31 protein-coding genes are annotated in these 23,588 nt (G+C 37.0%); 3 read left to right on the top strand and 28 right to left on the bottom strand.

What is annotated here, in order from left to right; translation table 11 throughout:
- Positions 1-133: 133 nt before the first annotated feature.
- The 19 genes from AC1TO4_RS17960 to AC1TO4_RS18050 form a co-directional block, all read right to left on the bottom strand.
- Positions 134-1,111 carry a peptidoglycan recognition protein family protein gene (locus AC1TO4_RS17960; protein ID WP_482106412.1) on the bottom strand — a complete coding sequence of 326 codons (978 nt, stop codon included), beginning with the start codon at positions 1,109-1,111 and terminating at the stop codon, positions 134-136.
- Entirely contained in the window at positions 1,111-1,383 is a 273-nt protein-coding gene (locus tag AC1TO4_RS17965) for a phage holin (RefSeq protein WP_482106413.1), read from the bottom strand. Before AC1TO4_RS17965 ends, AC1TO4_RS17960 begins: the two co-directional genes overlap by 1 nt.
- On the bottom strand, positions 1,376-1,792 hold the full coding sequence (locus tag AC1TO4_RS17970) for a hypothetical protein (RefSeq protein ID WP_482106414.1): 417 nt from the start codon (positions 1,790-1,792) through the stop codon (positions 1,376-1,378). The genes AC1TO4_RS17965 and AC1TO4_RS17970 overlap by 8 nt, the downstream gene beginning before the upstream one ends.
- Before the next feature lie 379 nt (positions 1,793-2,171).
- Positions 2,172-2,585 carry a DUF4275 family protein gene (locus AC1TO4_RS17975; RefSeq protein ID WP_482106415.1) on the bottom strand — a complete coding sequence of 138 codons (414 nt, stop codon included), beginning with the start codon at positions 2,583-2,585 and terminating at the stop codon, positions 2,172-2,174.
- A gap of 149 nt (positions 2,586-2,734) precedes the next feature.
- Positions 2,735-3,442, bottom strand: a complete 708-nt coding sequence (locus AC1TO4_RS17980; RefSeq protein ID WP_482106416.1) for an FAD-dependent oxidoreductase — start codon at positions 3,440-3,442, stop codon at positions 2,735-2,737.
- A gap of 124 nt (positions 3,443-3,566) precedes the next feature.
- Entirely contained in the window at positions 3,567-3,977 is a 411-nt protein-coding gene (locus AC1TO4_RS17985) for an SRPBCC family protein (protein WP_482106417.1), read from the bottom strand.
- A gap of 3 nt (positions 3,978-3,980) precedes the next feature.
- A complete protein-coding gene (locus AC1TO4_RS17990) occupies positions 3,981-4,304 on the bottom strand; it encodes an ArsR/SmtB family transcription factor (RefSeq protein ID WP_482106418.1) in 324 nt (107 codons plus the stop codon).
- Between the two features lie 325 nt (positions 4,305-4,629).
- On the bottom strand, positions 4,630-4,938 hold the full coding sequence (locus tag AC1TO4_RS17995) for an N-acetyltransferase family protein (RefSeq protein WP_482106450.1): 309 nt from the start codon (positions 4,936-4,938) through the stop codon (positions 4,630-4,632).
- A 221-nt stretch (positions 4,939-5,159) separates the two neighbouring features.
- A complete protein-coding gene (locus AC1TO4_RS18000) occupies positions 5,160-5,429 on the bottom strand; it encodes a TIGR04104 family putative zinc finger protein (protein ID WP_482106451.1) in 270 nt (89 codons plus the stop codon).
- Positions 5,430-5,528: 99 nt separating this feature from the next.
- On the bottom strand, positions 5,529-5,942 hold the full coding sequence (locus tag AC1TO4_RS18005; RefSeq protein ID WP_482106419.1) for a DUF4181 domain-containing protein: 414 nt from the start codon (positions 5,940-5,942) through the stop codon (positions 5,529-5,531).
- 159 nt (positions 5,943-6,101) lie between these two features.
- A complete protein-coding gene (locus AC1TO4_RS18010) occupies positions 6,102-6,380 on the bottom strand; it encodes a hypothetical protein (RefSeq protein WP_482106420.1) in 279 nt (92 codons plus the stop codon).
- A 102-nt stretch (positions 6,381-6,482) separates the two neighbouring features.
- Positions 6,483-6,662 (bottom strand): hypothetical protein, encoded by a 180-nt coding sequence (locus AC1TO4_RS18015; RefSeq protein WP_482106421.1) that lies wholly within the window; start codon positions 6,660-6,662, stop codon positions 6,483-6,485.
- Positions 6,663-6,700: 38 nt separating this feature from the next.
- Entirely contained in the window at positions 6,701-7,069 is a 369-nt protein-coding gene (locus AC1TO4_RS18020; protein WP_482106422.1) for a DUF4181 domain-containing protein, read from the bottom strand.
- Between the two features lie 227 nt (positions 7,070-7,296).
- Positions 7,297-8,229: a hypothetical protein gene (locus AC1TO4_RS18025; protein ID WP_482106423.1), complete on the bottom strand. Its 933-nt coding sequence runs from the start codon at positions 8,227-8,229 to the stop codon at positions 7,297-7,299.
- Between the two features lie 130 nt (positions 8,230-8,359).
- The gene (locus AC1TO4_RS18030; protein WP_482106424.1) at positions 8,360-8,869 is read right to left on the bottom strand and encodes a YfiT family bacillithiol transferase; all 510 of its coding nucleotides are present in this window, start codon (positions 8,867-8,869) and stop codon (positions 8,360-8,362) included.
- A 188-nt stretch (positions 8,870-9,057) separates the two neighbouring features.
- Positions 9,058-9,699 (bottom strand): HD domain-containing protein, encoded by a 642-nt coding sequence (locus tag AC1TO4_RS18035; RefSeq protein WP_482106425.1) that lies wholly within the window; start codon positions 9,697-9,699, stop codon positions 9,058-9,060.
- 570 nt (positions 9,700-10,269) lie between these two features.
- Positions 10,270-10,668 (bottom strand): VOC family protein, encoded by a 399-nt coding sequence (locus AC1TO4_RS18040; RefSeq protein WP_482102301.1) that lies wholly within the window; start codon positions 10,666-10,668, stop codon positions 10,270-10,272.
- A 243-nt stretch (positions 10,669-10,911) separates the two neighbouring features.
- Positions 10,912-11,409 (bottom strand): SRPBCC family protein, encoded by a 498-nt coding sequence (locus AC1TO4_RS18045; protein WP_482106426.1) that lies wholly within the window; start codon positions 11,407-11,409, stop codon positions 10,912-10,914.
- 20 nt (positions 11,410-11,429) lie between these two features.
- Positions 11,430-11,837 (bottom strand): ArsR/SmtB family transcription factor, encoded by a 408-nt coding sequence (locus tag AC1TO4_RS18050; protein ID WP_482106427.1) that lies wholly within the window; start codon positions 11,835-11,837, stop codon positions 11,430-11,432.
- A 423-nt stretch (positions 11,838-12,260) separates the two neighbouring features.
- On the opposite strand from AC1TO4_RS18050, the gene AC1TO4_RS18055 reads away from it, so the two are divergent.
- The gene (locus tag AC1TO4_RS18055; protein ID WP_482106428.1) at positions 12,261-13,238 is read left to right on the top strand and encodes a tRNA dihydrouridine synthase; all 978 of its coding nucleotides are present in this window, start codon (positions 12,261-12,263) and stop codon (positions 13,236-13,238) included.
- Between the two features lie 150 nt (positions 13,239-13,388).
- A complete protein-coding gene (locus tag AC1TO4_RS18060; RefSeq protein ID WP_482106429.1) occupies positions 13,389-13,766 on the top strand; it encodes an SLAP domain-containing protein in 378 nt (125 codons plus the stop codon).
- A gap of 501 nt (positions 13,767-14,267) precedes the next feature.
- Here the strand turns inward: AC1TO4_RS18060 and AC1TO4_RS18065 are convergent.
- From AC1TO4_RS18065 to AC1TO4_RS18085, 5 genes are all read right to left on the bottom strand, one after another.
- Positions 14,268-14,780 carry a DinB family protein gene (locus tag AC1TO4_RS18065; RefSeq protein WP_482106430.1) on the bottom strand — a complete coding sequence of 171 codons (513 nt, stop codon included), beginning with the start codon at positions 14,778-14,780 and terminating at the stop codon, positions 14,268-14,270.
- Between the two features lie 553 nt (positions 14,781-15,333).
- Complete coding sequence (locus tag AC1TO4_RS18070) at positions 15,334-15,825, bottom strand: hypothetical protein (protein ID WP_482106431.1); 492 nt, start codon at positions 15,823-15,825, stop codon at positions 15,334-15,336.
- Between the two features lie 1,025 nt (positions 15,826-16,850).
- On the bottom strand, positions 16,851-17,102 hold the full coding sequence (locus AC1TO4_RS18075) for a hypothetical protein (RefSeq protein ID WP_482102308.1): 252 nt from the start codon (positions 17,100-17,102) through the stop codon (positions 16,851-16,853).
- A 224-nt stretch (positions 17,103-17,326) separates the two neighbouring features.
- Positions 17,327-18,808, bottom strand: a complete 1,482-nt coding sequence (locus AC1TO4_RS18080) for a sodium:solute symporter family protein (protein WP_482106432.1) — start codon at positions 18,806-18,808, stop codon at positions 17,327-17,329.
- Positions 18,808-19,011 (bottom strand): DUF3311 domain-containing protein, encoded by a 204-nt coding sequence (locus AC1TO4_RS18085; RefSeq protein ID WP_482106433.1) that lies wholly within the window; start codon positions 19,009-19,011, stop codon positions 18,808-18,810. The genes AC1TO4_RS18080 and AC1TO4_RS18085 overlap by 1 nt, the downstream gene beginning before the upstream one ends.
- 602 nt (positions 19,012-19,613) lie before the next feature.
- Here AC1TO4_RS18085 and AC1TO4_RS18090 point away from each other — a divergent pair.
- Positions 19,614-19,991, top strand: coding sequence for an SLAP domain-containing protein (locus tag AC1TO4_RS18090; protein ID WP_482106434.1), 378 nt, complete (start codon positions 19,614-19,616; stop codon positions 19,989-19,991).
- 446 nt (positions 19,992-20,437) lie between these two features.
- On the opposite strand, the gene AC1TO4_RS18095 is transcribed toward AC1TO4_RS18090, so the two are convergent.
- From AC1TO4_RS18095 to AC1TO4_RS18110, 4 genes are all read right to left on the bottom strand, one after another.
- Positions 20,438-20,620 carry a hypothetical protein gene (locus tag AC1TO4_RS18095; RefSeq protein ID WP_482106435.1) on the bottom strand — a complete coding sequence of 61 codons (183 nt, stop codon included), beginning with the start codon at positions 20,618-20,620 and terminating at the stop codon, positions 20,438-20,440.
- A gap of 93 nt (positions 20,621-20,713) precedes the next feature.
- Positions 20,714-20,941, bottom strand: coding sequence for a hypothetical protein (locus AC1TO4_RS18100; RefSeq protein WP_482106436.1), 228 nt, complete (start codon positions 20,939-20,941; stop codon positions 20,714-20,716).
- A 65-nt stretch (positions 20,942-21,006) separates the two neighbouring features.
- A complete protein-coding gene (locus AC1TO4_RS18105) occupies positions 21,007-21,360 on the bottom strand; it encodes a hypothetical protein (protein ID WP_482106437.1) in 354 nt (117 codons plus the stop codon).
- A gap of 358 nt (positions 21,361-21,718) precedes the next feature.
- Positions 21,719-23,338: an S-layer homology domain-containing protein gene (locus AC1TO4_RS18110; protein WP_482106438.1), complete on the bottom strand. Its 1,620-nt coding sequence runs from the start codon at positions 23,336-23,338 to the stop codon at positions 21,719-21,721.
- Positions 23,339-23,588: the final 250 nt, after the last annotated feature.

A 23,588-nucleotide genomic window follows, 5' to 3' on the forward strand; every position in this document is an offset into this window, starting at 1 on the left:
AAGAAAAAATTAGCTGGCATGAGTCCGGTTCAATACCGTCTGCATACCAGCCAATTAGCTGCATAATATAAAACTCTAACTTTAGGGGGTCACAACACAATCAAATCTGTGGACAGGTCGCTTTTACTAAATCTTATTTCTTTGTTTTTGCCAATGCAGCTCTCGTTTTCGGACCATAAATCCCGTCCGCTACTAAACCGTGCATAATTTGGAACCGTTTCAAGGCATCTAGTGTCTTAATACCGAAATATCCGTCAACCCCATTATTTTCAGCCCCTTTTTCCGGGTAGAAAAGAACGGACGTCAATGCTTGTTGCATTGCTTTTACCTCGGCGCCATTATCACCGTATTTAAGCACTTTTAACGATGTAGGAGGTTTGGGTTTACTTACTTGTTGGCCGACTTTAATTTTATCCAGCAACGTTATATTTTGCGCTGCTGTTCCTTTGTAATTTTTGATGCCATACTGTTTTGCTAGTTTTGCCCGGTTTGCAAAGGAGGAATCCATTTCGACCGCTTGCATATAATCCACAATGGACATGGGTCGGGAATCTGTTGTTTTGGATGGTTTAGGCTTAGGCTTAGCAAATGTGGATGATTCAACGACGGGATTTGAAACATGTATAATATCCTGACCATCTTTAATCATACCAATCAGGTCCGACCAATTAACCCCCTTAGAACCGTTACGTAAATTAGTAGGACAGTTTTTACCACTCCACTTATTATGCTGCACTACATTCGACAACGGTATACCCTCATCTGCCATAATCTTACGTACAAGTTCAGCTGCATTTTTGACTGCTTGTATAAAGTCTCCATCACTATTAACACAAATCTCAATGCCGATAGAATCATAGTTACCAGGTCCTCGCCCGTCTCCCGCATGCCCACAACGGACGGTGTGAGGAAATGACTGTATCGCTTTTTTGTCATCTATTTGCCAATGCCAGGACGCAGTAAAGCCCTTCGATTGGAGGTCTGCGTGTCGTTGTGCATCTGCTCCTACATCACTATTACCTGTTTCGTGAATCGTGATATATTTCTGTCCATTGACACCCGAATACGTACTTCCGACACCGGATGCGAATTGTTGCTTTTTTACTAACATTATTTCAACCCCTTTTCTTTATTGTATTGCGTGCGATGACGAGCTTTACGGCTAACGTCATCGTCATTATTCCACGTCCACAATATCGCCCCTACCGTCAATACGATTGTCGTCGCAATCTCAATCTTTTCACTCTCAAACGGCAATGGTGATAAGCCGTACAACACTAACCCTTGATTTAAAGGCACAAGAAAAAGGACGAACGTACGAACGATCATCCCTATGTCGATTGATGCGTTATTAAATTGATTTATAGAATGAAAATCAGACATATTGGCGAATATCTGTTTTTACGGGGCTTGACCACACTTTCTCTTGGGATGATTTTACCGTCGTCAATGGCGCATGTTGCACCGCCTGACTTTGCAGCATTGTATAATTAATTCGATACCATTTTGTCTTGTCCATTTTCATCCGATTATACGAAGAGGTCGATATGATATAGCTGCTATCTTCCAGTCTACGAATCGCTCGTTTAATCGTATCGACAGACCAAAACGGGAACTCTTCGCATTTCCACTCTTCATACGGTTTGTAAACCCACTTATGCCCATCCCGCACATTCGTCGAGACGAGCGATCTAAAATGCAGTTGTTGCAGTAAAATGGCCGCGTTTAATCCAACTTGCATCGCAAGCGAAGGAATTACCTGAAGCGGTGACTCTTTGATTAATAAATTCATCACGAATCCTCCTTTGGTGATTAGCAACAAAAGCGTAAGCGCATGGTCAAGGGCGACAAACACATTTCTACCTACTAACGAGTGTTTTTGAAGACAGCAAGACGTCTTTTGCCTGAACGAACGATGCTTTCACCCTATATATAGACAAACCATTCGAAAAAGGGGACAACGTGATGAAATTTTTTCACGTTAGTCATGATTACGGCCAGAAGAATGTACCACTCGTTGCCAATAAGTCTACCAATGGGGTAACATCATGAAAGTGCAAATTTACAACGTTAAGGATTTTGAAAGATAAAAAAGCCTAACCCCTCCGTATCTTGAACGGGGAATTAGACTTATGATTTTTAACAATCGCGTCCGATTGTAGAAGTGAATTTTAGGGTCTTTGAATAAAATATGGTCCAATCCAGCCATTTTCATGCGTTATCATAAAGGTCCAGTTATTTTCCCAATCCATAACGTAAATGTCTCTGTAATCCATATCCCAATCATCGTATGGCAAGTCCTTCACTTTAAGATTTTTAGCATTTTGAACTAAGAATGCTTCATTCGTGAATTCATAAAAGATCGTGCATTGATTCTTTTTTTGCCTTTCGAATGCTTTTATTGCCTCTTCCTTTTCAAGACATATCACCTTTTCGTAACTGCAAAGGTGCCATAAAAATGAATCCATATATATTTCCTTTTGTTCTTCATTTGTTAGATGACCAGCAAAGTTTGCTAGCCATTTTCCTCGTAAATAGCGTCCCCACTTCGGTATTTCCAATACCTTTAATTCTTTATTTTTCATTTTAATTAACCTCTCTCAACAAGTATCAAGTGATAATTATGCAGCAAGACCAACTTTATACTTTCTCGTATTTCTTATTCGCAATCTGGCCCGATTCTGGCACAAATTTTTAGTTAGCTAAAGCGTCCGATTGCATGTATTTTTTTTTGTTAATACCCAAAAAAAGCATCTTTTTTGATATCTCGCTTTGGAATATTATTATTTAGTAAGTGAGTAGAAATTGCATCCACCATTGACTTCGGTCCCGCGATATAGTATTTACCACTGTTCTTATATAAGTTGGTAAACTTGTCTATCTCCTGATGTAATTCATCCCTTGAATCAAGGTAAGAAACGCCTATTGAAGTATTGTCAGCAATTCCATCAAGTTCATCTTTAAATATAAATGATTTATCGCTATCCAAATAAAGCAGATGTATTTTATTATCCCGTCCATTCTCTTCTGCCTCTAATTGTTTTAATATCGACCGAAATGGTGTTATCCCGATTCCGCCTGCAATCAGAAGTGAAGGACTGTTATCTTTAAGATAAAAACCCCCTACTGGACCACTCATTTTAACTTGCATCCCCTGTTTTAATTCCAACATAGCTTTCTTAAAGTCACTTGGTTGATCACTAATACGCATTGTTAGTCTAACCATATCCTCGGTGGGAGCAGATACTATCGTGAATGGTCGTATAGGTTTTTTGATCTTCTTATGGGTGATCGTAAACAAACCATGTTGCCCTGCTTCCCAGGTTAAATCCTTCTCTTTTTCAAATAGAAAGGAATACACATCTTCAGACTCTTTATTGCTTTCTAAAAATAGTAATTCTCTCTTTTTGAATATTGATAATGTATCTTGAATAAAGCTCATGATTCTATTCTCCTTAAATCGAAAAACAGATCACTAATTGGCAATATGGACCATTTAGTGATCTGTTTAACGTTGCCTATTTTATACTACTCGAACCCATTCATTTAGTTGAAGCAAAATTAGGTTATTGTTCCAACGTTTTTTTGAGTTGCTCACCGAAATTCATCCAACTATATTTGGCTCCCTCAATAGCTCCTTTGGTTGCTTTTGTTTCCTCACTGAAACCAGTTTGTTCAAAATGCAAATGTGTAGCACCATCTGAACCTGTTTTCAATGTCCATGTAATCGTAGTTTTTTCTCCAGCACTTGCCCAAGTGTAAGATAATATACGAGGCTCCTCTACTTCGAGTACCTCACCATTAACGATTCCATCCCACCATTCATTTGGCTCAGAACGGAACTGAAACTTTTCTCCAACAACTGGTTTGAAGTCATTTTTCCATATCCATTTTGCTAGCATATCTGAATCTGTTAATGCCTTCCACACTTGCTCAATTGAACTTGTAAATTGAAAATCTAATGTTACGTCTGCCATTGTCTATTCCTCCGATAATAGTTTTTTTAAATGTGACACTTTTTCCACCCAAAAATTCTCGTAAAAAGATACCCAGTCTTTAATTTCTTGCAAAGGAGCCGCATTTATTCGATACCTTGTTTCCCTTCCAACCTTTCGAACGGTAACCAGACCAGCTTCTTTAAGTATAGTCAAATGTTTAGAAACTGCAGTACGTCCCATTTGGAATTGAACAGTTAGTTCGTACAAAGGTAATTCCCCTGCATCAGCCAACAAACGTAGCAATTTACGTCTTGTTGGGTCAGCGATGGCTACATAAACATCACGCTCTTGTTTTTTCTCGCTCATAACCTCCCCCCTTACGGATAGGACACCAATTAGTGTCTTTATTATATGTCACCAATTGGTGTCGCGTCAATGTTTATTATTAGCATAATCGCCGTAGATTTATTCACTCGTCATTAAGTAAATTCTTGAACCAACCTTTTCTGTTAGTACATTTCTTCACATTCCCCAATTTTCACTAATCACTACTAAACAACTAGTCCAAATCTAAAAGGGCACAGATCCTTAGTCAGGAAATGCGCCCGATTGCCGATGAATGGTTTAGCGTTGTTCTTCTGTGGCAATTACAGATTCTTGTTTTTGCCATTCTGTTGGTCCCTCGCTTGGCTCAATAGAAAGTCTTTCCAATTGTGTTTTCCTTTTCCACATCAATAAAAATTTCCTTTATATTTTCTATGTTTTTAATACCTACTTGCAGCAAAGCAGTGCCTATTCCTCTGACTTGATAGTTTGGATAGAGATATATTGCACTTAATTCTACTTGCCCTTCGCTATTAACTTGTGAAAATTTGACAAAACCCATAATCTTTTTTTCAGTTTCTGCAACAAACGAAAAAAACCCACTTAAACGCTTTTCCATCATTTCATTACTGTAAGCTGCTTTTAGAAAATTCCCCTGTATCTTGTTAGGAATTATACCTTAGTAGGTTGTACTCCAGATTTTTCTATCTATATCTTGAACTTGTTCGGTATCTTCTTTTACCATTTCACGAATTGCAAAATCCACTTTTATCATCCTTCAGTTATTCAACAATTTGGCCAGTTTATTTTATATAGTTGCGTTTAAGTCATCCCCATCACTTTCAGGCTATTTTTTCAATAACCTCGCCCTTTTCTTGAATAAGCAGCTTCCTCTCTTCAATGTCTATCCTTAGAAAAATCAATGTATTCTTCTTTGTTACTCAACTTTACTAAAAACGGATATATCAATAAAACAGTAACAAATAATATAAGAAATAAACTCAACAAGATCGCTCCTGGAATGTCATAGAAAATCTTTAAAGGGAGTGGAATTAATACAATTGGAGTTAGATATGCATTTTTTGTTTTTGATTTTTGTGTTTGATATTGTCTTACTCCGCAATAGGGGCAAGTCATTCCAGGATCCAAGGTAAAAGTCTTTTTAATGGTTTGTTTCCAACTCCACTTACTATGGCAATTCTCGCAAGTCGGTAATTAAATCAATCCTTCCTCATTCCTCAACCTAGTCCTATTACTTAAATAACATTAAACAAAAAAATCAAATTGAAATACGATTATTATTGCTATTAAAACTAAAAACATCTCGGTTAAAGTTAAAATAGACTGTTTTGGATATTGTGTATATCTCCACTCAAAAAATGCTCTTACCAGGTAGTCCAACACCGCAAAAATGATGATTGCAAATAAAATCAGGTAATTCAACTCTTCATCGAACTCTCCAAAATTAAACCACATTACACCAATTAGAACTATCATAGTAGCCATGGCAAAGAGTTTCAAACCCTTATCCACTTTCCGATGTAGCTCATTTATATGATTATAAGAAAAAAACTCTTTTTTCACTTTCTCAATTTTGAAAAGCTTCCTCAGAAGAAGCTTAGCCATTGAAGTACAAACAAAAACTAGTACCACAATCAAACCATATTTTATCCAAAACACAGAATCCCCTCCACAATTTGACCCGTTTATTATATTTAGTTGCCTCTAAGTCATCCCATCATCTCAAGGCGGTTTATTCAATAATCACGCCTGTTTGCTAAAAAACTACTAATAGAGTCCAGTACCGGATAATTGTAGCAATGTAAGAACTATGTATTTTTAACCGAGCTCATAATCATCAAAGTTTTTTTCATGGGAGATATAACCTCTCTCTCTAAAAAAGGTATACCATTTACCTTCCGCCATAGAATATCTACTCGTTGAATCACTGTGTGGGATACCATTGATTGAGATATATTCATATACTTCGTCCTTAGTAACCGTAAAAACACTAGAGTATTTATGATCTCTCATATTTTTAACACCCAGAATTTCACAAGCAAAATCTAATGCATTTCCATGAAGCAGTACCTTTATCTGCGTTTCTTTGTCAACCAAAAACATCAACTCCTTATAGGACTTTTATGCACTAATCTGCTACCTTAATTTAATTAATCAATGAAATATCCCCCTTAATAATCACTAATAATATTTGCACTGCTAATCTTCTTTCCTGAAAAGGTCTCTTACAGTTACAACAAACAAGTACAGTGAAACGATAAGGAACAGAAGTGCAAATGATTTAGAAACCAAAATGTCCCTTCTCAAGAACTCACTAAGTGATATCCAAATAGCCAATAGGGATATCACCAAAACAACCGCATCCTTCTTCTTAGACATGACCCTATCTCCTAACGAACAATTTCGCTCCCGATTTCTTAATTAACATTAAAGTAATCTGTTACCCCATAAGTAATCGTTCCTAAAATAAATAAAACACAAGTTACAGCACTTAGAAGATATGTTTTACTTTCTCTTGTGAAAATCCATTCCATTATGGTGCGAAAAGCGAACACAACAACGATACCCACAAAAATCAATATTCTAAGATGTAGGTATTCATTTACTGCTATAATCATCACAATGAAACTAGTCCAATAGAGTATTCCCTCAATATATTTATGTAATTTGTTTACAAATTTTTTATTTAATTCAGATTCCTCTATATTCAACTTTGTAATTAGCTTTCGAATGATAATTTGATTTGAAATTAGAATAGCAATTAGGATGGTAAGAATGGCTATCATTTTAAATGTTCCCCCCTATAAGCCATCATCCTACATCATTGATGCAAATGGCGATTTCCCCCATAATCTAGCCCTAATGCTGAATAGACGCATATCCTTAAAATCCGGAAATGCGCCCATTTATCGAACGACGTTTCCGGTGCCTGTGCGCCATACAATTCAAAGACTTTTCGGAAGTAGTGCTTGAATTGAATATCACACAGCCACTACTTACCTAAAAAGCACCTCTACGCGCCCGATTTCGCTTCATACATATACAGCTCATTTCCGTTTAAAAACAGTAGCATGCTCTCCCGGTTGCTCACTAATTGCGGTTCGACAGGCGTACCATCTGGCTTCATCAGTTCGATTTCACGGACAGTCTTATATTCATCGCCTTCACGCTGCAGCTCAAAAAGTTTCCGCCCTCCTATACCGCGGTGCGCAACGACCGTCTCTCCGTTTACCGCAAACGCCCGGAAACCAATATCTCCGGGTGAATAATACAATGTCCGCCCCTCTTTCCGCACTCCTATCTTCGATTCAATGCTAAAGAAAAACCAAATCCCGCCGTCAGCTGCACCATTCAGCGCCAAACACTCAAAAATGGAATATTCTCTGTCCTCCTCAAGCGAATCCATCTTACGGCCAGACGCATTCCAACCAACGAGACCGCTGCGGCCGACCGGTTCCTCCCAGCCATAATCTCCGAAAACCCCTTCATCAAAGTACCCTGTCCAAATCTCCTGATTCTTTGTCACGTACACATGCTCAATGCCGTCGCCTAAACAAAATGACCGGATCAAATGTCCATTTTCATCATACACTCGTGCGTTTTCTTCAATATTCTGCGCGTCATGGTAATATGACCGCGCACAGACAAGCAGTATATGCCCTTCATCAATCGGCTGTACGTAATGATAATTCCACGTCTCTTCCGAAAAGTCCAGCACAGTCTTCCGCCCATCCTTCAGATGAATGACTTGATAACTGTAGCTATTTTCCGTAACCGTTGCAGGGAACATCCCTTTAATTAAAGGAGGCTGCTCTTCCGCCAGAAGGACGAATACATCGTTATGATGTCCGATTGCAATCGAAAGCGGAGTCGCGTGTTTCATCTCTTCATGCAGGTTCGCTATGGGGGTTATGGGGGTTATGGGTATTTTGAGTGTTGATTTCATTTTCTTTCAGCCGCCTTTCCCGGATTGACGTACACGGTTTCCGTAAATCATAATTTTTTTTATAATTATTCCTTACTTCTTTAAAAATTGGCTTATCGAAGTTCGATAAGCCAATTCCATACATAAAGTATTATTTTGATAAGGCAATTTTTATATGGGCCAAGTGGTGCTCTTCGTGCCAAGCTAATTTTGCAACTTTTGTCGCAACTGATATTTTACCGTTTTTCTGGTGAGTAAACGCTCGATCTAATTGCGCTTCAGTTAAGCTATTTCCTAAAGATACGATGCGCTCATTTATACCTTCTAGCATCTTAATAGAACTTTCTACAGGAAGCTTTGTATCCGGTTGAATTGCCCACTTTTCTTGATCAAAATCTGGTACTGTTGGATTCTCATCTGTTAATGCCAACTTCAAACGTTGATACATGTTCAACTGAGAATCTGCAATGTGATGAACAAGTTGACGAACTGTCCAGCTACCCTCACGATAGGTTCTGCTTAACTCCTCATCACTTAATGAGTCAACAGTTTCTCTTAACCGATTCGTGTAAGTTGCAGTTTCCTTTAGCCATTCTTGAATATTTTCTAACGTACATTTTTCAGGAACTTGTAATTCTCCAATTGGAAATCTTACATTCATTTTCAATCCCCTTTTCCCTATTCGGTAGTTTACTAATTATTATTTCATGAATTATTTAATAATTCTATTTATAGTTTAACATAGATATCTAATTCCCATATTAAATGTTATTCAAAAAACGGAATGATTGTGGACGTTTAGCATTTTACGTTGGTTTGCTTTAGAACTGGCTATTTTATGTATGTTTTTCAACCTCCATGTTCCTCTATTATCCGCATTGCAATGCCCGTCAACTCGCCATGTTCAGTAAATCGTTCACTAAGCATATCCGTAAGAATATGTTCTAGGAAGTATTTTACACAGTTCATATCTTGAAACAGCAGTATTGTCCTTAATGCTTCTTCGTATATCTCTATGAACAATGGCTCTGGATTATCCTTTTGAATCTCACCAAATGCTTCATAAAGCAAATCTATTTTATCAGCAACAGATAAAATGCGCCCTTCCAATGTCTCATCTTTACCTTCTTTAAGTCGCTCCAAATAAATGGCTTGAAACTCATATGGTAATTCCTTTTCTACAAACTTTCTTGTCATTTCTTCCTCTACTTCACTGAATAGTTGCTTCAACTCTTTCGAAGCATATTTTACAGGCGTCTTAATATCTCCTGTAAAAAGCTCCGCGTAATCATGGTTCAGTGCCTTTTCATATAAGATTCTCCAATCCACTTTCTGTCCAGATTCCTCTTCGACTGTTCCAAGAAATTGAGCAATTTTTGTCACCTTAAATGAATGACTGGCGACGGAATGCTCCTGGAATTTGAACTTTCCTGGACAACGAATAATTTGTTCTAAGTCAGATAAGCTTTTAAAATATTGATGTACACCCATCCTATTCATCACCTTTCTATATTTTGGGGGCTATCGTATTAAAAACTAATCATACACACGATTATTTATGCCTTTGTAACAGTGCTATGTTTACTTTAAGCATCGTCTATCATTACTTTCCCTTATTCTCACTAAATTATGCGGGAAAAGGATTAACATCCTACAACCAAGAATATAATCGTTCAATTTAGTCACTTTGACGTGCTTCGATAGTCTATTCTGCTACTTCTTAATAATATGATGAACTGGGGCATCTGGGCTTTTTTTATGTTTATTGAGATGTTGTGAGTTGTTTGTCTCTTTGCGACGCAAAGGTGCCATAAATTAATTAATTATCCCATTTGATCACCTCCCCATGAGAAGTAACCAGTGGATTCAAACAGTTGTTTAGCATAATGCATAAAATAAAAGAGCCACGAAGTTATTTAAAATAACCCTGTGGCTCAAATACAATTATTATTAATCCCTATTTCCTTCTTAGCGGTATATCACATTCTGGCCCGTTTCTGACACAAAACCATTTCAATCATGCTCGTTTGTGAAATATCTCATATATCATTTGCAACCAGATTACTCTGGTAAGTTCAACTGCCAGGATATTCCAAATTGATCATTCAGCCATCCGAATTTTTTACTGAACCCATAGTTATTGATAGGCATGAGTGCTGTGCCATTTTGCATCATTTTATCATAAAGGCTGTCAATTTCCTCTTCGGTATCACACGTTAGAAAGATAGAAAAAGACGGGGTAAACGCAAATTCATGGTCAACATGGCTATCAATACACATGAACTCCTGCCCCTTTAACGAGAATACAGCTTGTACAACTGTACCCTCTTTTCCAGGTCCATCAGCCCCGTATCGAGTAATGCTTTTAATTTCTGAATCCTCGATGAGTGATATGTAGTAATTCATAGCTTCTTCTGCAATACCGCCTTGAAACATTAAAAATGGTGTAACCTTTTTCATATTTAACTTTCCCTTCTTCACATAGACTTTATTGTTGTTACCTTGTTTAAACTACCTGTTTACACCCCAAGAATATATGAGCGAATGTTAATGATAACTCGAGTAACTTCTCATCTTGAATCAATAAACAATGAGCTGAAGTCTAATTTCCCATATTTCATTTCAATAATTTCTCTTTGAAACGACACCCGTTTGTTCATTAAACACGTTCGTTGACACAGCTTTTAAGGGCTAAAATGTTTCTTAACCTGTATAGCTAATTTTTCCTGTCTCCAGTAATTCCTTAAGCCCCATAAACATATAATTCCAGCCATGTTCACTGCTATCATGCGTTTCGCCAAGAGCTTTTTCGATATCGGACTCTGTCCAATTCTCTTCTTGAGAAACATGGATCGCTTGTGTGAACGTCATCTCACAGCCTTGATGGAGTTCTTTTAGCTCAACTGTAATCGTATCTTCTAATTCGCTGAATTGTGGCATCTTAAAGGTGAACACGATTTTTTTCGGAGGATCAATTTCAAGGTACTCCCCAATCGCACGGTAATCTTGTCCTTCCCGATGGTCAACAATTTCCCAAGTACCGCCTACTTGAGGATTATTTTGCGTCACCTTATTCGTGCCTTCCAATGTAAAAAACCATTTTCTCATCATTTCTGGATTCAGCCATGCGTCGAAAACTCTTTCAGGTTTTACATTAAATTCTCTTTTCATTACTAATGATGTAGTTGAGATGTTGTTCATAAAATTCCCCTTCCGATGATTTAATGCTCCTTCTTCTTGGCTTTCAATAACTCACTTTCCAGAATATCAAAACGATTACTCCAAAATTTTTCATAAAAACGGAGCCATTCAGTAGCCTGAGACAATGACTCTGCATTTAAGCTACAGATATGCGTCCTTCCCGTTACACTCCTCTCTACTAAATTTGCTCGTTCCAGAACCTTTATATGTTTTGATATAGCTGCTAAAGACATATCAAAAGGCTCTGCTAACTCTGAAACTGTCCTTGCTTTTTGAGCCATCATATGAACGATTTCTCTTCTTGTTGGATCCGCTAAAGCTTGAAAAATTACATTTAATTGATTTTCATCATGGTTAACCATGTAGTTAAATATAACAAACTTCTCATTTATATTCAACCTTTTGGTTAAATGATAAATATAAAACATTCTATCTTATTCTATATTATTGCCCTTTTACTAAAGTGATATGCATTTCGGATTCTCCACAAATCTGAACCGTTTGTGAAATACAGGTTAAAACCCACACATCAACTGATATATTCAGCAAGATCGATGTAACTCATTATAATTAGGATAACTTGAATACATCGGTCCTGTTTAATTTAACTATTTAGAAGCACCTCTTAAAAAGGCTAGTTGTTCGTGCAATAGAGTCCTACCCTACTTAGCATTTTTTTAATAAGCATGTCCGGCAAACTGTAACACCAGTTGAAAATGTCTTCTCTTTTGGATTCATTTTCGAGAAGTGTATCAGTGCATCCAACTACAAGAAATGATAATATGTATGATGAGTAAAAGATCTTGCAATAGATGAATATTGTTTTTATTGTTGCAACAGGAGGATATAAAATGAGTAACGAAGATAATTTTTGGCTTGATTTACCGAAGCCGTTTTTTATATTAGCACCAATGGAAGATGTCACAGACGTTGTGTTTCGCCACGTCATTAGTGAAGCAGCAGCACCCGACGTATTTTTCACGGAATTCACAAATACAGAAAGTTATTGTCACCCTGAAGGAAGAGACAGTGTACGTGGGCGGTTAACGTTCACAGAAGATGAACAACCGATTGTCGCTCATATTTGGGGCAATAAACCTGAGTTTTTTAAACAGATGAGTATTGATATGAAAAAACTCGGGTTTAGAGGTATCGATTTAAACATGGGATGTCCAGTACAAAACGTCGCAGCCAATGGCAAAGGTTCTGGATTAATACGGCATCCTGAAGTTGCAGCAGAAATTATTCAAGCAGCAAAAGCAGGTGGCTTACCAGTTAGTGTTAAAACAAGATTGGGTTATACATTTGTGGACGAGTGGCGCGAGTGGTTAGGACATATATTGAAACAAGATATCGCGAATCTTTCCATTCACCTTCGTACAAAAAAAGAGATGAGTAAAGTAGATGCACACTGGGAACTAATCCCCGAAATCAAAAAACTACGAGACGAAATCGCTCCAAATACGTTACTAACCATTAACGGAGATATTCCTGACCGTGCAACCGGGTTAAAATTAGTAGAACAATACGGCGTTGACGGTGTCATGATTGGCCGCGGCGTTTTCACGAATCCATTTGCTTTTGAAAAAGAACCTAAAGAGCATAGTGTGAAAGAGTTTCTCAATTTATTACTTTTACAATTAGAACTTCATGATAAATATTCAACAGAAATCGAACCGCGTTCATTCAAGCAACTTCATCGTTTTTTCAAAATCTATGTTCGAGGATTTAGTGGCGCAGGCGAACTGAGAAACCAATTAATGAATACAAAATCAACGGATGAAGTCCGTCTTTTATTACAACCAGTTTTAGAATCAGAATTAGACTAAATACAGCACGGGACACGGAGATAGGTTCCGCATCTCCCCCAAAAAACTGGAGATCATAGAAATCTTCGCTAAAATCACTGCAATCATTTCAGAGCGTTCCCGCCGGAAGTACGGAGAAAGAGTTCGCCAACGATATTGAGAGGTAGGTGGATGACCACGACGATGCAAAAACTCTATTTTGAACCTGCATGGGACAAAACAATTGCCCCTACTGATCGCGAAAAAATGATGCATCATTTCCTACAACAAACAAAACAGCTACAAGACGGCGTCCATCTGTCATTCTTATGGAAAGCTCGCAATCATAAAGGTGAACAGCTGATTACCGTACTCATTCACAATTTCGAGAAGTTAAATTTCCGCTTTGACAATACAGTCATTTCCTATAATGAACAAGGCAAACAACAAGCCAATGCTACGTTTAGCTTACCTTGTGAAATTCCCGGAAATACTTCTATGCCTTGGACATTTATATTTTCAGAAATGAATGAAACAACTGTAAATCCGCAGTATACGATTTGGAATTAATACAAAACGGGACCTACAAGGCAGCACATATTACAATAATCCAGAAAAAGCACTAGAAAGCTTGTGTAATATGCTTGATGACATGCAAATACGACCGTATGATGAATGAGCTACTTCGCTCACAACAGCCATAGAGAACAGAGATTCGACCTCTATCAACTCTATGTAATGACAGATTCGTAGGAAAAAATAAAGGCGTATTAAACAAATTAAAAATAGTAGCACAAACCATGGCCATGGTTTGTGCTACTATTCTTTTAAAAACCCAATGAAATTGTGTGACATAATAAAATGTCAAAAACTAGCCTTATAAGTCTAATGCCATAGCTTTCCACAGATTATGAGCGACTACGGCTTATTTTTAACGATATATTAGAAGGATTAGAGTATTTACATAAGGAGGGGTATTATCATAGAGCCCGTTACTTTAAGTACATTTCTTCAAAAGTTAAAATTCTTTTTCTACTTTACTTAAACAGAAATCTTTTAATAATCATAAGTTTAGTGCCTCGCATCTAAAAGTAATTTTATCTCATTTATTTGTTCTGTGTGTCGCTGTTCATGCAAATATATATGTTCAATCCATTGGTCAAGTGGTAATTCACCTAAGGCAGGATGCTTAAATGATTTTTCCACCAATAAATATTTATCTTCTATTGTACTAAGGAATGTCAGAAATTTTTTTCTCGAATCGTTTAACAAATCAATGATTGACTGAACTTCAAATGGTTCTACATCTGGTTCAACGATTTCGGGAGCTTTAAACTTTTTCGTTCGATCCAACAAATAATGAACATTTTTACGTTCTGTTTGAGTATTATCAACCTTTTTTAATCCCCATGCAATAGCCTTTATTGTTGCCTGTTCCACTAAAACTAAGTGATGACAAACTTGTGCTATACTCCACATATTCATACCAAGCCTACCATTAAATTGAGAATTACTTAATGAAGTAATCTCCTTTACTAAGTTATTTCTCGTTTCATACAGATTGTCATTTACTAAATTACTCATGAAATTCTCCCTTCACCAGAAAGTAAATATCTAGCTTCCTATTCTGTATATATTCTCCCACGATGAAAAGTATTCTTTGAGTGTAAGTGAAGGGTACCAGGTTTTAATTCAACTCTGAATTAATTTAGAACCTGGTACTCGTTTTTTTTATTAAAAGTAATTTATTTACCGTTATCAAAGTGTCATCGATCAAGAGGCAAAACGAATTGACTGTAATTTGGTGATGACTGACTGATCAACTGGCCAAGAAAAAGTAATTGGTACAACAACGGTTGTATGCCCAGTGATTGAGACAAGGGGAGCATTACTTGTTGAACTGAACAAGAGCGAGGAATGGGAACAGGTTCAAAATGATTGGTTTTTTGGATTGGTTGGAATGCAGTATGAGGTGAAAGCCTCATGTACTTATGTGAACGCGGCGAAAAAGGAGCGATAACTTCAAAACCTGTCCTATTCGTATGAAGAAGGAATATCAATTTTATAGGGTTGTGGAAAGAACAAAATATTATTTGAAACTCGCCATAAACTGAACGAGTTTTAAATATTATTACGCCTAACACATAACGATTATTCTATAGAGTGTGGTCTGAGCAGGGATACTTCTGGTTGTAGGTCCATAGATAACAATTAGATCACGGTTCGCCGGATATCTTGAAAAGAGTTGCCCGTTTGTTAATATTATTTGGGTAAATGGAGATAAATTTAATTGTAATTGTCCGTCACTACTCACTAATTGGTTATTAAAGTAATTGACTTTTACATTTTGATTTGGGTTATCTTTTACCATAACAAGTGCCTGATATTGTGGTGGGTAAATTAGGAGAGCAGGTGCATCTCCGTCATAATATCCTGCCAAACGATCTCCTACTACTATCATTTCATGGTCAACAAAGTAAGTAGAGGGTGAAACGACGAAGTTTACGATTGCACCCAATTCATTTTCAACAGTAAATAATTTATAACAGCCTTCACTTTCACCATTTTGACCTGTTAAAAAATCACCAATCACCATGACAGTTCCATGAAAAGAATAAAAACTTGTCATACAATACCTCCAAAACTTTAAGTATGTTGAATAATGTTATATTTTAATACTAGTCAAGTTAAGACTTTTTCAATATTTTAGTATGGTGTTGGGATAGGAGGACAAGCTACAGCATCTATATTTCTTGCATCAATTGCATAGTAAACCCAGACCGCGCCGTTCCATCTATATCCAGTTGCTCCTTCATACTCCACGCGAGTTGGGTAGAACCAGAACTGTTCTCCATTATTAAGCCATACATAAGTATATTGATATTGGCAGTCGATGATATACGATGTAGAAGGTTTTGATGGTCTATAGGAGGGGGGAGGAGATTGAGGTCTCATTGTCCCCTCTGATGGGAAATAACCCATGTTATTTCACTCCTTTTAATTAAGTTCTCATCATTATATGTTGAGAAGAAGCAAAACGATTATAAAACAGTTTACAGAAGTTAATTCGAAAAAATGTCGTAATTTTATTGAATAAGCCTACGGTAGCTTTGCAACAAACAACGACGAACACAATTGTATATAATACCAATAGAGATTAGATTATCATGTACCTATCTAATCTCCAGTTCATAAATATGTAATTGTAGTGATTTACCAGAATAGTTTCGTGCACAGGTACCTGAAAATTGTCTTGTGAAATTGCCGGCAATACTTCAATGCCATAGACTTTTATTTTTTCAGAAACGAATGAAACAAATGGTTGTCCGCAGTATACGATTTGGAATTAAGGAAAAAATAAAGAGTACCCGCCAACCATACAGATGTAAACCGTATGGTCGGTAGGCACTCTTATATTTACTTTGAAGCTATTCTCGTATTCAGGTAAAGAAAGATTGTATAGACCGCTTCCCAGAATGAGTTAAAGTGCCTGGATCCAAAATAGTTCTGAATTGTATTCGAACCAGGCACCTTTCTGAATGACGGTAGATTAGACAAGCACCTTGTCTTGTTTAATTTGACGCGCAATTTTCTCTGTTAAACGTGATGTAACTTTCGGCAACACCATTTTAAGAACAGGTGACAACACAGCACCTAGATAAGCCACCCGCATTTACTTCCTGTCATCGTTGTTTGCCCTGCTGTTTCCTCGGCAGAAAACTGTCCACTACCTGTGAAATTATCCGTTAACCCTTTTATTTCAAAACGAATCGTCGATGGCGCGTGAAATTCAGTAATGTCTAATTCCATTTTTACCGTCTTTTTTAGGCCCTTGAAGTTCCCTTCAAATGTCCAAACCGCCTTTTGTTCATCAATTTGTTCATACTCCTTATAAGCTGGGACCATCGTTGCCCAGTTTTCAATGTAACTAAAGTATTGTCATACGTTTCACTACTTTCTTTTCTATTTTCAATGTGGTTTATAATTAAGCTTCAAGGGAATTTACTGCTATCATTCTCGTAGACTTAATCTATAAAGCCAGCCTATAGAAACAATATGAACAAAGTTTCAATAGACTGGCTTTCTATTTTTCATATTGTTTGATTCAACTCGTGAAAGTTACCTGTTTCTTAGGCTTCCGAACCTTTTTGTTCAGTAAATAGTTCTACAATCATGGAATTTGATTTTTTTTGCGCCTTCTTCACAAAAATAGGATTTAGTAGAATAAGCGCTAGGATGTTAGCCGACAATCCCCAGAAACCTTCGTAGATGCCAAATGTGTTTCCAGTAGCATACACAATTCCAGTTACAAGCAGACCGACGATTAAACCGATGGTTGTCGCTTCTTTTGACTGGTTTCTCCAGAACAAACTGAAAACAATCGCTGGGAAAATTTGAACCATTCCAGAAACACCTAGCAGCTGGAGTGATACCAGCGCGGTTGGGAAAAGCATTCCAAAGACTAAAGCTAATCCAATGACCACAAATACCATTGAACGCGTAACCATTAATAACTTTGCAGGTTTCACATTCGGATTAATAAAATCACGGTATATGTTATTTGCAAAAAGATTCGATGCTCCAATCGCCATGATTGAACAAGGAATAAGTGAAGCCAACGCAATGGTTGAGAAGGCTAGTCCTTGTACCACGCCACCGTATGACACCTGAATTAAATTCAGAAGTGCGAAGCGTGGATCACTTCCTTCAGGCAGTACATGGAATGCAGCGATCCCTAGGAAAATAACAAGGATTAATACAATATTGTAAAGTGGTAAAAAGATGGCGTTTTTTCGAAGTGTATCGGCACTTTTCGCCGTAAATACACCCGTGATCGCATGAGCCCACATAAATAATGCCAATCCGGAAATTAATGAAGCCGTGAAAAACCAAGGTAGCCCTCTCTCCCCAGTTGTAGATATCGTTAGTAGCTCAGGAGTTTCTGTAACCACTTTGTCTATCATTGATCCCCAACTCCCAAAATGGATGATCGGGATTGTCACAACGAGGAACAGCATAATCACCCAGACTAAAATGTCTTTAATAATCGCTGTGTAAGTCGGTCCTTTAATTCCACTAAAGAACGTATAAAGTCCAACTAAAAAGAACGATACGATAACAACAACTTGAACATTTATGTACCCTGTTCCCGCAACTACCAGTGTGTCTTGAATACCAGCTAATTGTAAATCGATATAGGGGATAAGCATGAATACACCGACAATTGCAATTAATAATGATAAAAATCGACTATCAAATCTCACTTTTGCATAATCGGCAAGGGTCGTTAATTTATGGCTTTTAGAAACTTTCCATAACTTTGGAAGGTAGAAATACGAAAGAGCGAAAGCAATAACTGTATATGGAATCGCAAAGAACGCAACACTTCCGCTAGAAAAGGCTGTACTCGTCAACCCTAAGAATGTATATGCCGTATACAAATCAGCTCCTACCAAGAGCCATACAAGCAACGGACCAAATCTTCTTCCTCCAACAGACCATTCTTCGACAGAACTCCGATTCGCCTTATCCCGTCCAGCAATAAAACCAATCAAAACCACTGATAAAACAATAAAAGTTGTAATTAATAAAGCTGTTAAATTTCCTTGCATCACTCAATACTCCCTTCCGATTTTTGTAATCGATAAATTACAAATGTACTTATCGGAGAGATAATCATCCCCATAAGAATCCAAAAATGTAAAAAAGGTAATCCAAAAATGATTGGATGAATTCGATTGACAAAAGGTATTACTCCGAGCATGACTATGTATGGTACGGCAATTAGAAAAAAATAAAAGACCTTTTTACCCATATGAAAAATCCTCCTTATTTGGATATTCGAACTGTACTTGCTTTTCATTATGTAGTGTTAAATCGAACTTTGCAGAAAATCATACTATCGAAATGGGCAAATTCTAGTTCTACAGTTTCGTATTAAAAATCACTATAATGATCGCCCTCTTTCCGTTACTATTAATAAACCGATAACTTATAAGCCTCCTAATATTCAGTTAAGAACTGATTATAACATATCACTTTTCAAAAATACCTTTATTTCAAGTTTTTTGTCGATTTATAATGTTTTTTGACGTATCTTGAGGGGTACCGGGTGATTCAGAATTCAAAGAGAACCCAAAATTACTTTCTCCTATCGATAAAAAAAAGAAAAGTGCCCACTATCCATACAGATAGAAACTGTATGTTTGGTAGGCACTTTTGATACTATTCTCGTATTCAAATTTCAGGGACCTGTGCGTGGCACTAATCAAGTAATTCATTACAATTGTATAATAATAGAATGAAAATCAGAAAAACTGGATAACGTCTGCTTTTTTGTGTATTTATTCAGATGTGTGATTTGTTTGTCTTTATGCTACGCACAGGTACCCCAAAATTATATTGAGAGGTAGATGGATGACCACGACGATGCAAAAACTCTATTTTGAACCTGCATGGGACAAAACAATCGCCTTTACTGATCGCGAAAAAATGATTCATCATTTCCAACAACAAACAAAAAAGCTACAAGGCGGTGTCCATTTGTCATTTTTATGGAATGCTCGCAATCATAAAGGTGAACAGCTGATTACCGTACTCATTCACAATTTCGAGAAGTTAAATTTCCGCTTTGACAATACAGTCATTTCCTATAATGAACAAGGCAAACAACCGGCCAATGCTACGTTTAGCTTACCTTGTGAAATTACCGGAAATACTTCTATGCCATGGACGTTTATATTTTCAGAAATGAATGAAACAAATGTAGATTCACAGTATATGATTTGGAATTAATACAAAAGAAATGCCCGAATTGACAGCGACAGCTGTTGTAGCGATGATTGCATGATTCATCAATAGAAAAAAGAAACCACTCCGCTTCCGACAAAGAAGCTGGGTGGTTTCTTTCCGTGACATCTTTTGACTAACCTATTCCCATACTTTCTCTACAGATGCTGGAATAATTACAGCATGCGATGCAATTGCCATACGTTTCACTACTTCCTTCTTTATGTATTTGTAATGTGAATCTGCCACTAATATTTCAGCATTTTAATCGCACAGTTTCACATTTAACACCTTTTCGAAAGAAGGTACAAAGAGATAGTAGATAAAACAAGTAGGGTAAAGCCTCCTTCTTGGGTGGGCTAACGATGCTTTATTTTAATATAAATAGGATATGTATTGTTTGATTGGAGTTTTACAATAATCACCAATTCAATACCTATCTTGTCACTAAATCACATCAACCCAAATACAAAAAACATCATGAGGATTACAAGGGCAAAAAATACAGATAGAGTCCCTAATAACCTTGGATTTTTTATATCCTTTCCTTCGTGTAAATTTTTCATATACGTCAACTGACAAACGTAACCACTTGTTCCCAATAATGCCCCTAGTACAATCCATAAAAACTCCATACAAAAACCCCTTCGTACTTTAAATAGAACGAATAAGTATTCAAAAAGACAAGACTAGTATTAATCAAAGAAATACCTACTTATAACCCATCGCTAAAATGATAGACCCCATCCAATTTCAGGATTTTCCGTATGCTCTTTATACGCCTCACTCGTACGCTTCAATTTATATTCATTATAACGCTTTAATATTATTTGATAATCTTCACTTTCCAAAGATTCGATGGAACGATTTTCAATAATCGCTGCAGCATAAATTTCCGTATTATAAGTTTTCCCTGTACCTGGTGGGCCGTATAAGATCATGTTTTTATCGAACATTATAACTTCCTCCTCGGATGGTATTTATTGGATTTCAGACTATTTAATGTCGGGTATCTTGTATATTAAAACTGGAAATAGTGTAAATCATACTTAAGAATTAATTGATATAATGCTACGCAAAACCCTAAAATACTCGCTTTCATTTTTGACGGATGGTTTCTTTTATTAAGAAATAAGTAAATTAAAACTGCTAAAAATCCCAGGGGAAGCCATAGTGCAAAGGCTTTTTCTTCGGTACTGTAAGAGTAAATTGGAGCAATGTAAGTGCTAATCAGAAAGTAGAAGAACACGGTAAAACGTCGTGTCTCTAATTGTTTGCTCCACCTAACTAAAAGAAAAATAATTATAATTGCTATAACCGTAATAGGTAAAGATGGTAGAACAATCGCTGCACCATTACCAAGATTAAACTCCATGTTGAATCATCCCTTCGAATATCATCTTAACAAAGTTTCAGGTACCCGTGTTCAATTAATCAGTAAATTCTATACATTTTATAACAACAGGATAATAGTCGTGAAATTGGTGAATCATTGCTTTTTTGTATGTTTATTCATTCCTGTAAATTGTTTGTCTTTGTGCGATGTATAGTGGTCGACCCCAAAATAAGCGGGTCATCAAGTACAACCATGAGCTTAAAAGAATCAGCATTTAGCCATAATAAAACACCCCAAAAGTTAGATTTTGACTCTAACTTTTGGGATGCATTTCATGACTACTCTTAGCAAATAACAAACCGGCGCAAGATCATTAAATCCGCACCGGTCCCATTTATTATTTTGAATCCGCGCGATATAAAAATAACGCCATTTCCCCACGGGTGATCGCCGAGATGGTTCCGAACTGGCTGGACGATTTCCCTTGGGTGATATTGTTTTTCAACAAGGACCTGACCGCTTCTTCATAGCGTGAAGAGACATCTGTAAAGGGTAGTTTCACCCCTTCACCGGATAATTTATACGCCCTTTGGATCAATAGCGCCATTTCTCCACGTGTCATCGTATCATTAGCACCGAAATAGGTTGATGATTTTCCGTTTACGATATTTTCTCGTTTTAAAGCATTTACAGCGCCCCATGCCCTCTCAGGAACATCAAAGTATGGAGTGGATTTTGAGTTCTCCGTATCCAGGTTCAGGATTTTAGCCAGCCAAATAGCCGCATCCACGCGCTTAATCCTAGCTTGTACCCCGAATTCATTTTTGGAAATACCTTTAGCAACTTCCCTATCTGCCAAATACGTTACAGCAGGAGAATATTTGCCCGTTACATCCTTGAAGGCGGGTTCGGCCCTGAATGACATTGTATAGATTCCGCCCTGCCAAATGACTTTCGCAGAGGGTATAAAATAATACGTGCCTTTCTCTAGCTCGACTTTTCTGGATGACTTTTCCGGATCCCCTATAGCGCCACTGCTTATATGGGAATCATATGAAATACTTTCTTCTTTCATCAATGAATACCCACTAAATTCGGATGAAAAGTCAATCATTAAATAGCCATCATATTTCATTTCAATCTTATAATAATCAACTTTATCCGTGAAACTTAAAAAGCCGATGTGGGTTTTCATATCGTTTATTTGAAGAGGGATAGCCTGCTTCCTACTATTATTTGGTTCAATCTCTTCATTATTAGCAGGGATAAATGAGACGAGCATCTCATAGATTCCTTGATAAGAATCGTTGCCTTTAATACTAATATAATAGGTGTCCGCCTCAAGATCTGTATGTGATTTCCATAGAAGAGGCAACCCTTGGTAAAACCCGAAGTGATCCCAGGAGATATTTTCTCCTTTTGAGTCGTATAGATTGAAGACGCCATTCATCATTTTGGAATTAATATCAAAAATCAATCTACCTGGTTCATCCAATTCGATTTTGTAATAATCTTTTGTATCATTCCAACTAATAAATCCTTTGATCCGTTCCCCATTTACTTGAATAGGCATCGCCTCTGTAAATGTCTGATTCGGTTCAATTTCAGTATTATTCGCCGGTTCAAATGTAACATTCACAGCATATTTACCATAACTGGTTTTATTTATATCTTTAATAAACAATGTATATACACCTGGTTCTACGTTCATCTCTTTACTTAAAGAAGTCGGATTTTCCGGTCGGCCATTATAAATCCCTTCCCAATGGCCAATCTGCTCATTATTCGATCCACGTAGTTCCATCGACGCCGCGGAAAAATACGCATCCACAGTAATGTTCAATGTACCTGCTTCTTTGACTGTCAAGGTGTACGCATCCATTGGTTCTTGTTCGGAAATGGTTCCCGTCACAGTCGTATCAAAAGGAAGAACTGTATCTGCTTGTACGATGGGTGCTATTGTGAATCCTGCTACAAACAGTAAAAGGGAAATGACTAAGATGCTATATTTCTTCAATGTTTTAATTCTCCCCAATGAATATTGAATTTAATGAAAGTATTATTCATAGACTTTCTTTTAAATTATATTATAACTTTAGTTATTTGCAATAACCTATTGTTAATTTCAGGTAGTCTATTATATTGAATAGGTAGTAGGCAAATAAAAATCAGATTAATTGGCGAATCCATTGTTTTTTCGTATGTTTGTTCAGTACTGTGAATTATTTGTCTTTGTGTTTTGTACCCCAAAATTTAATGCTGATTCG

The organism is Sporosarcina sp. Y838, from assembly GCF_056786515.1.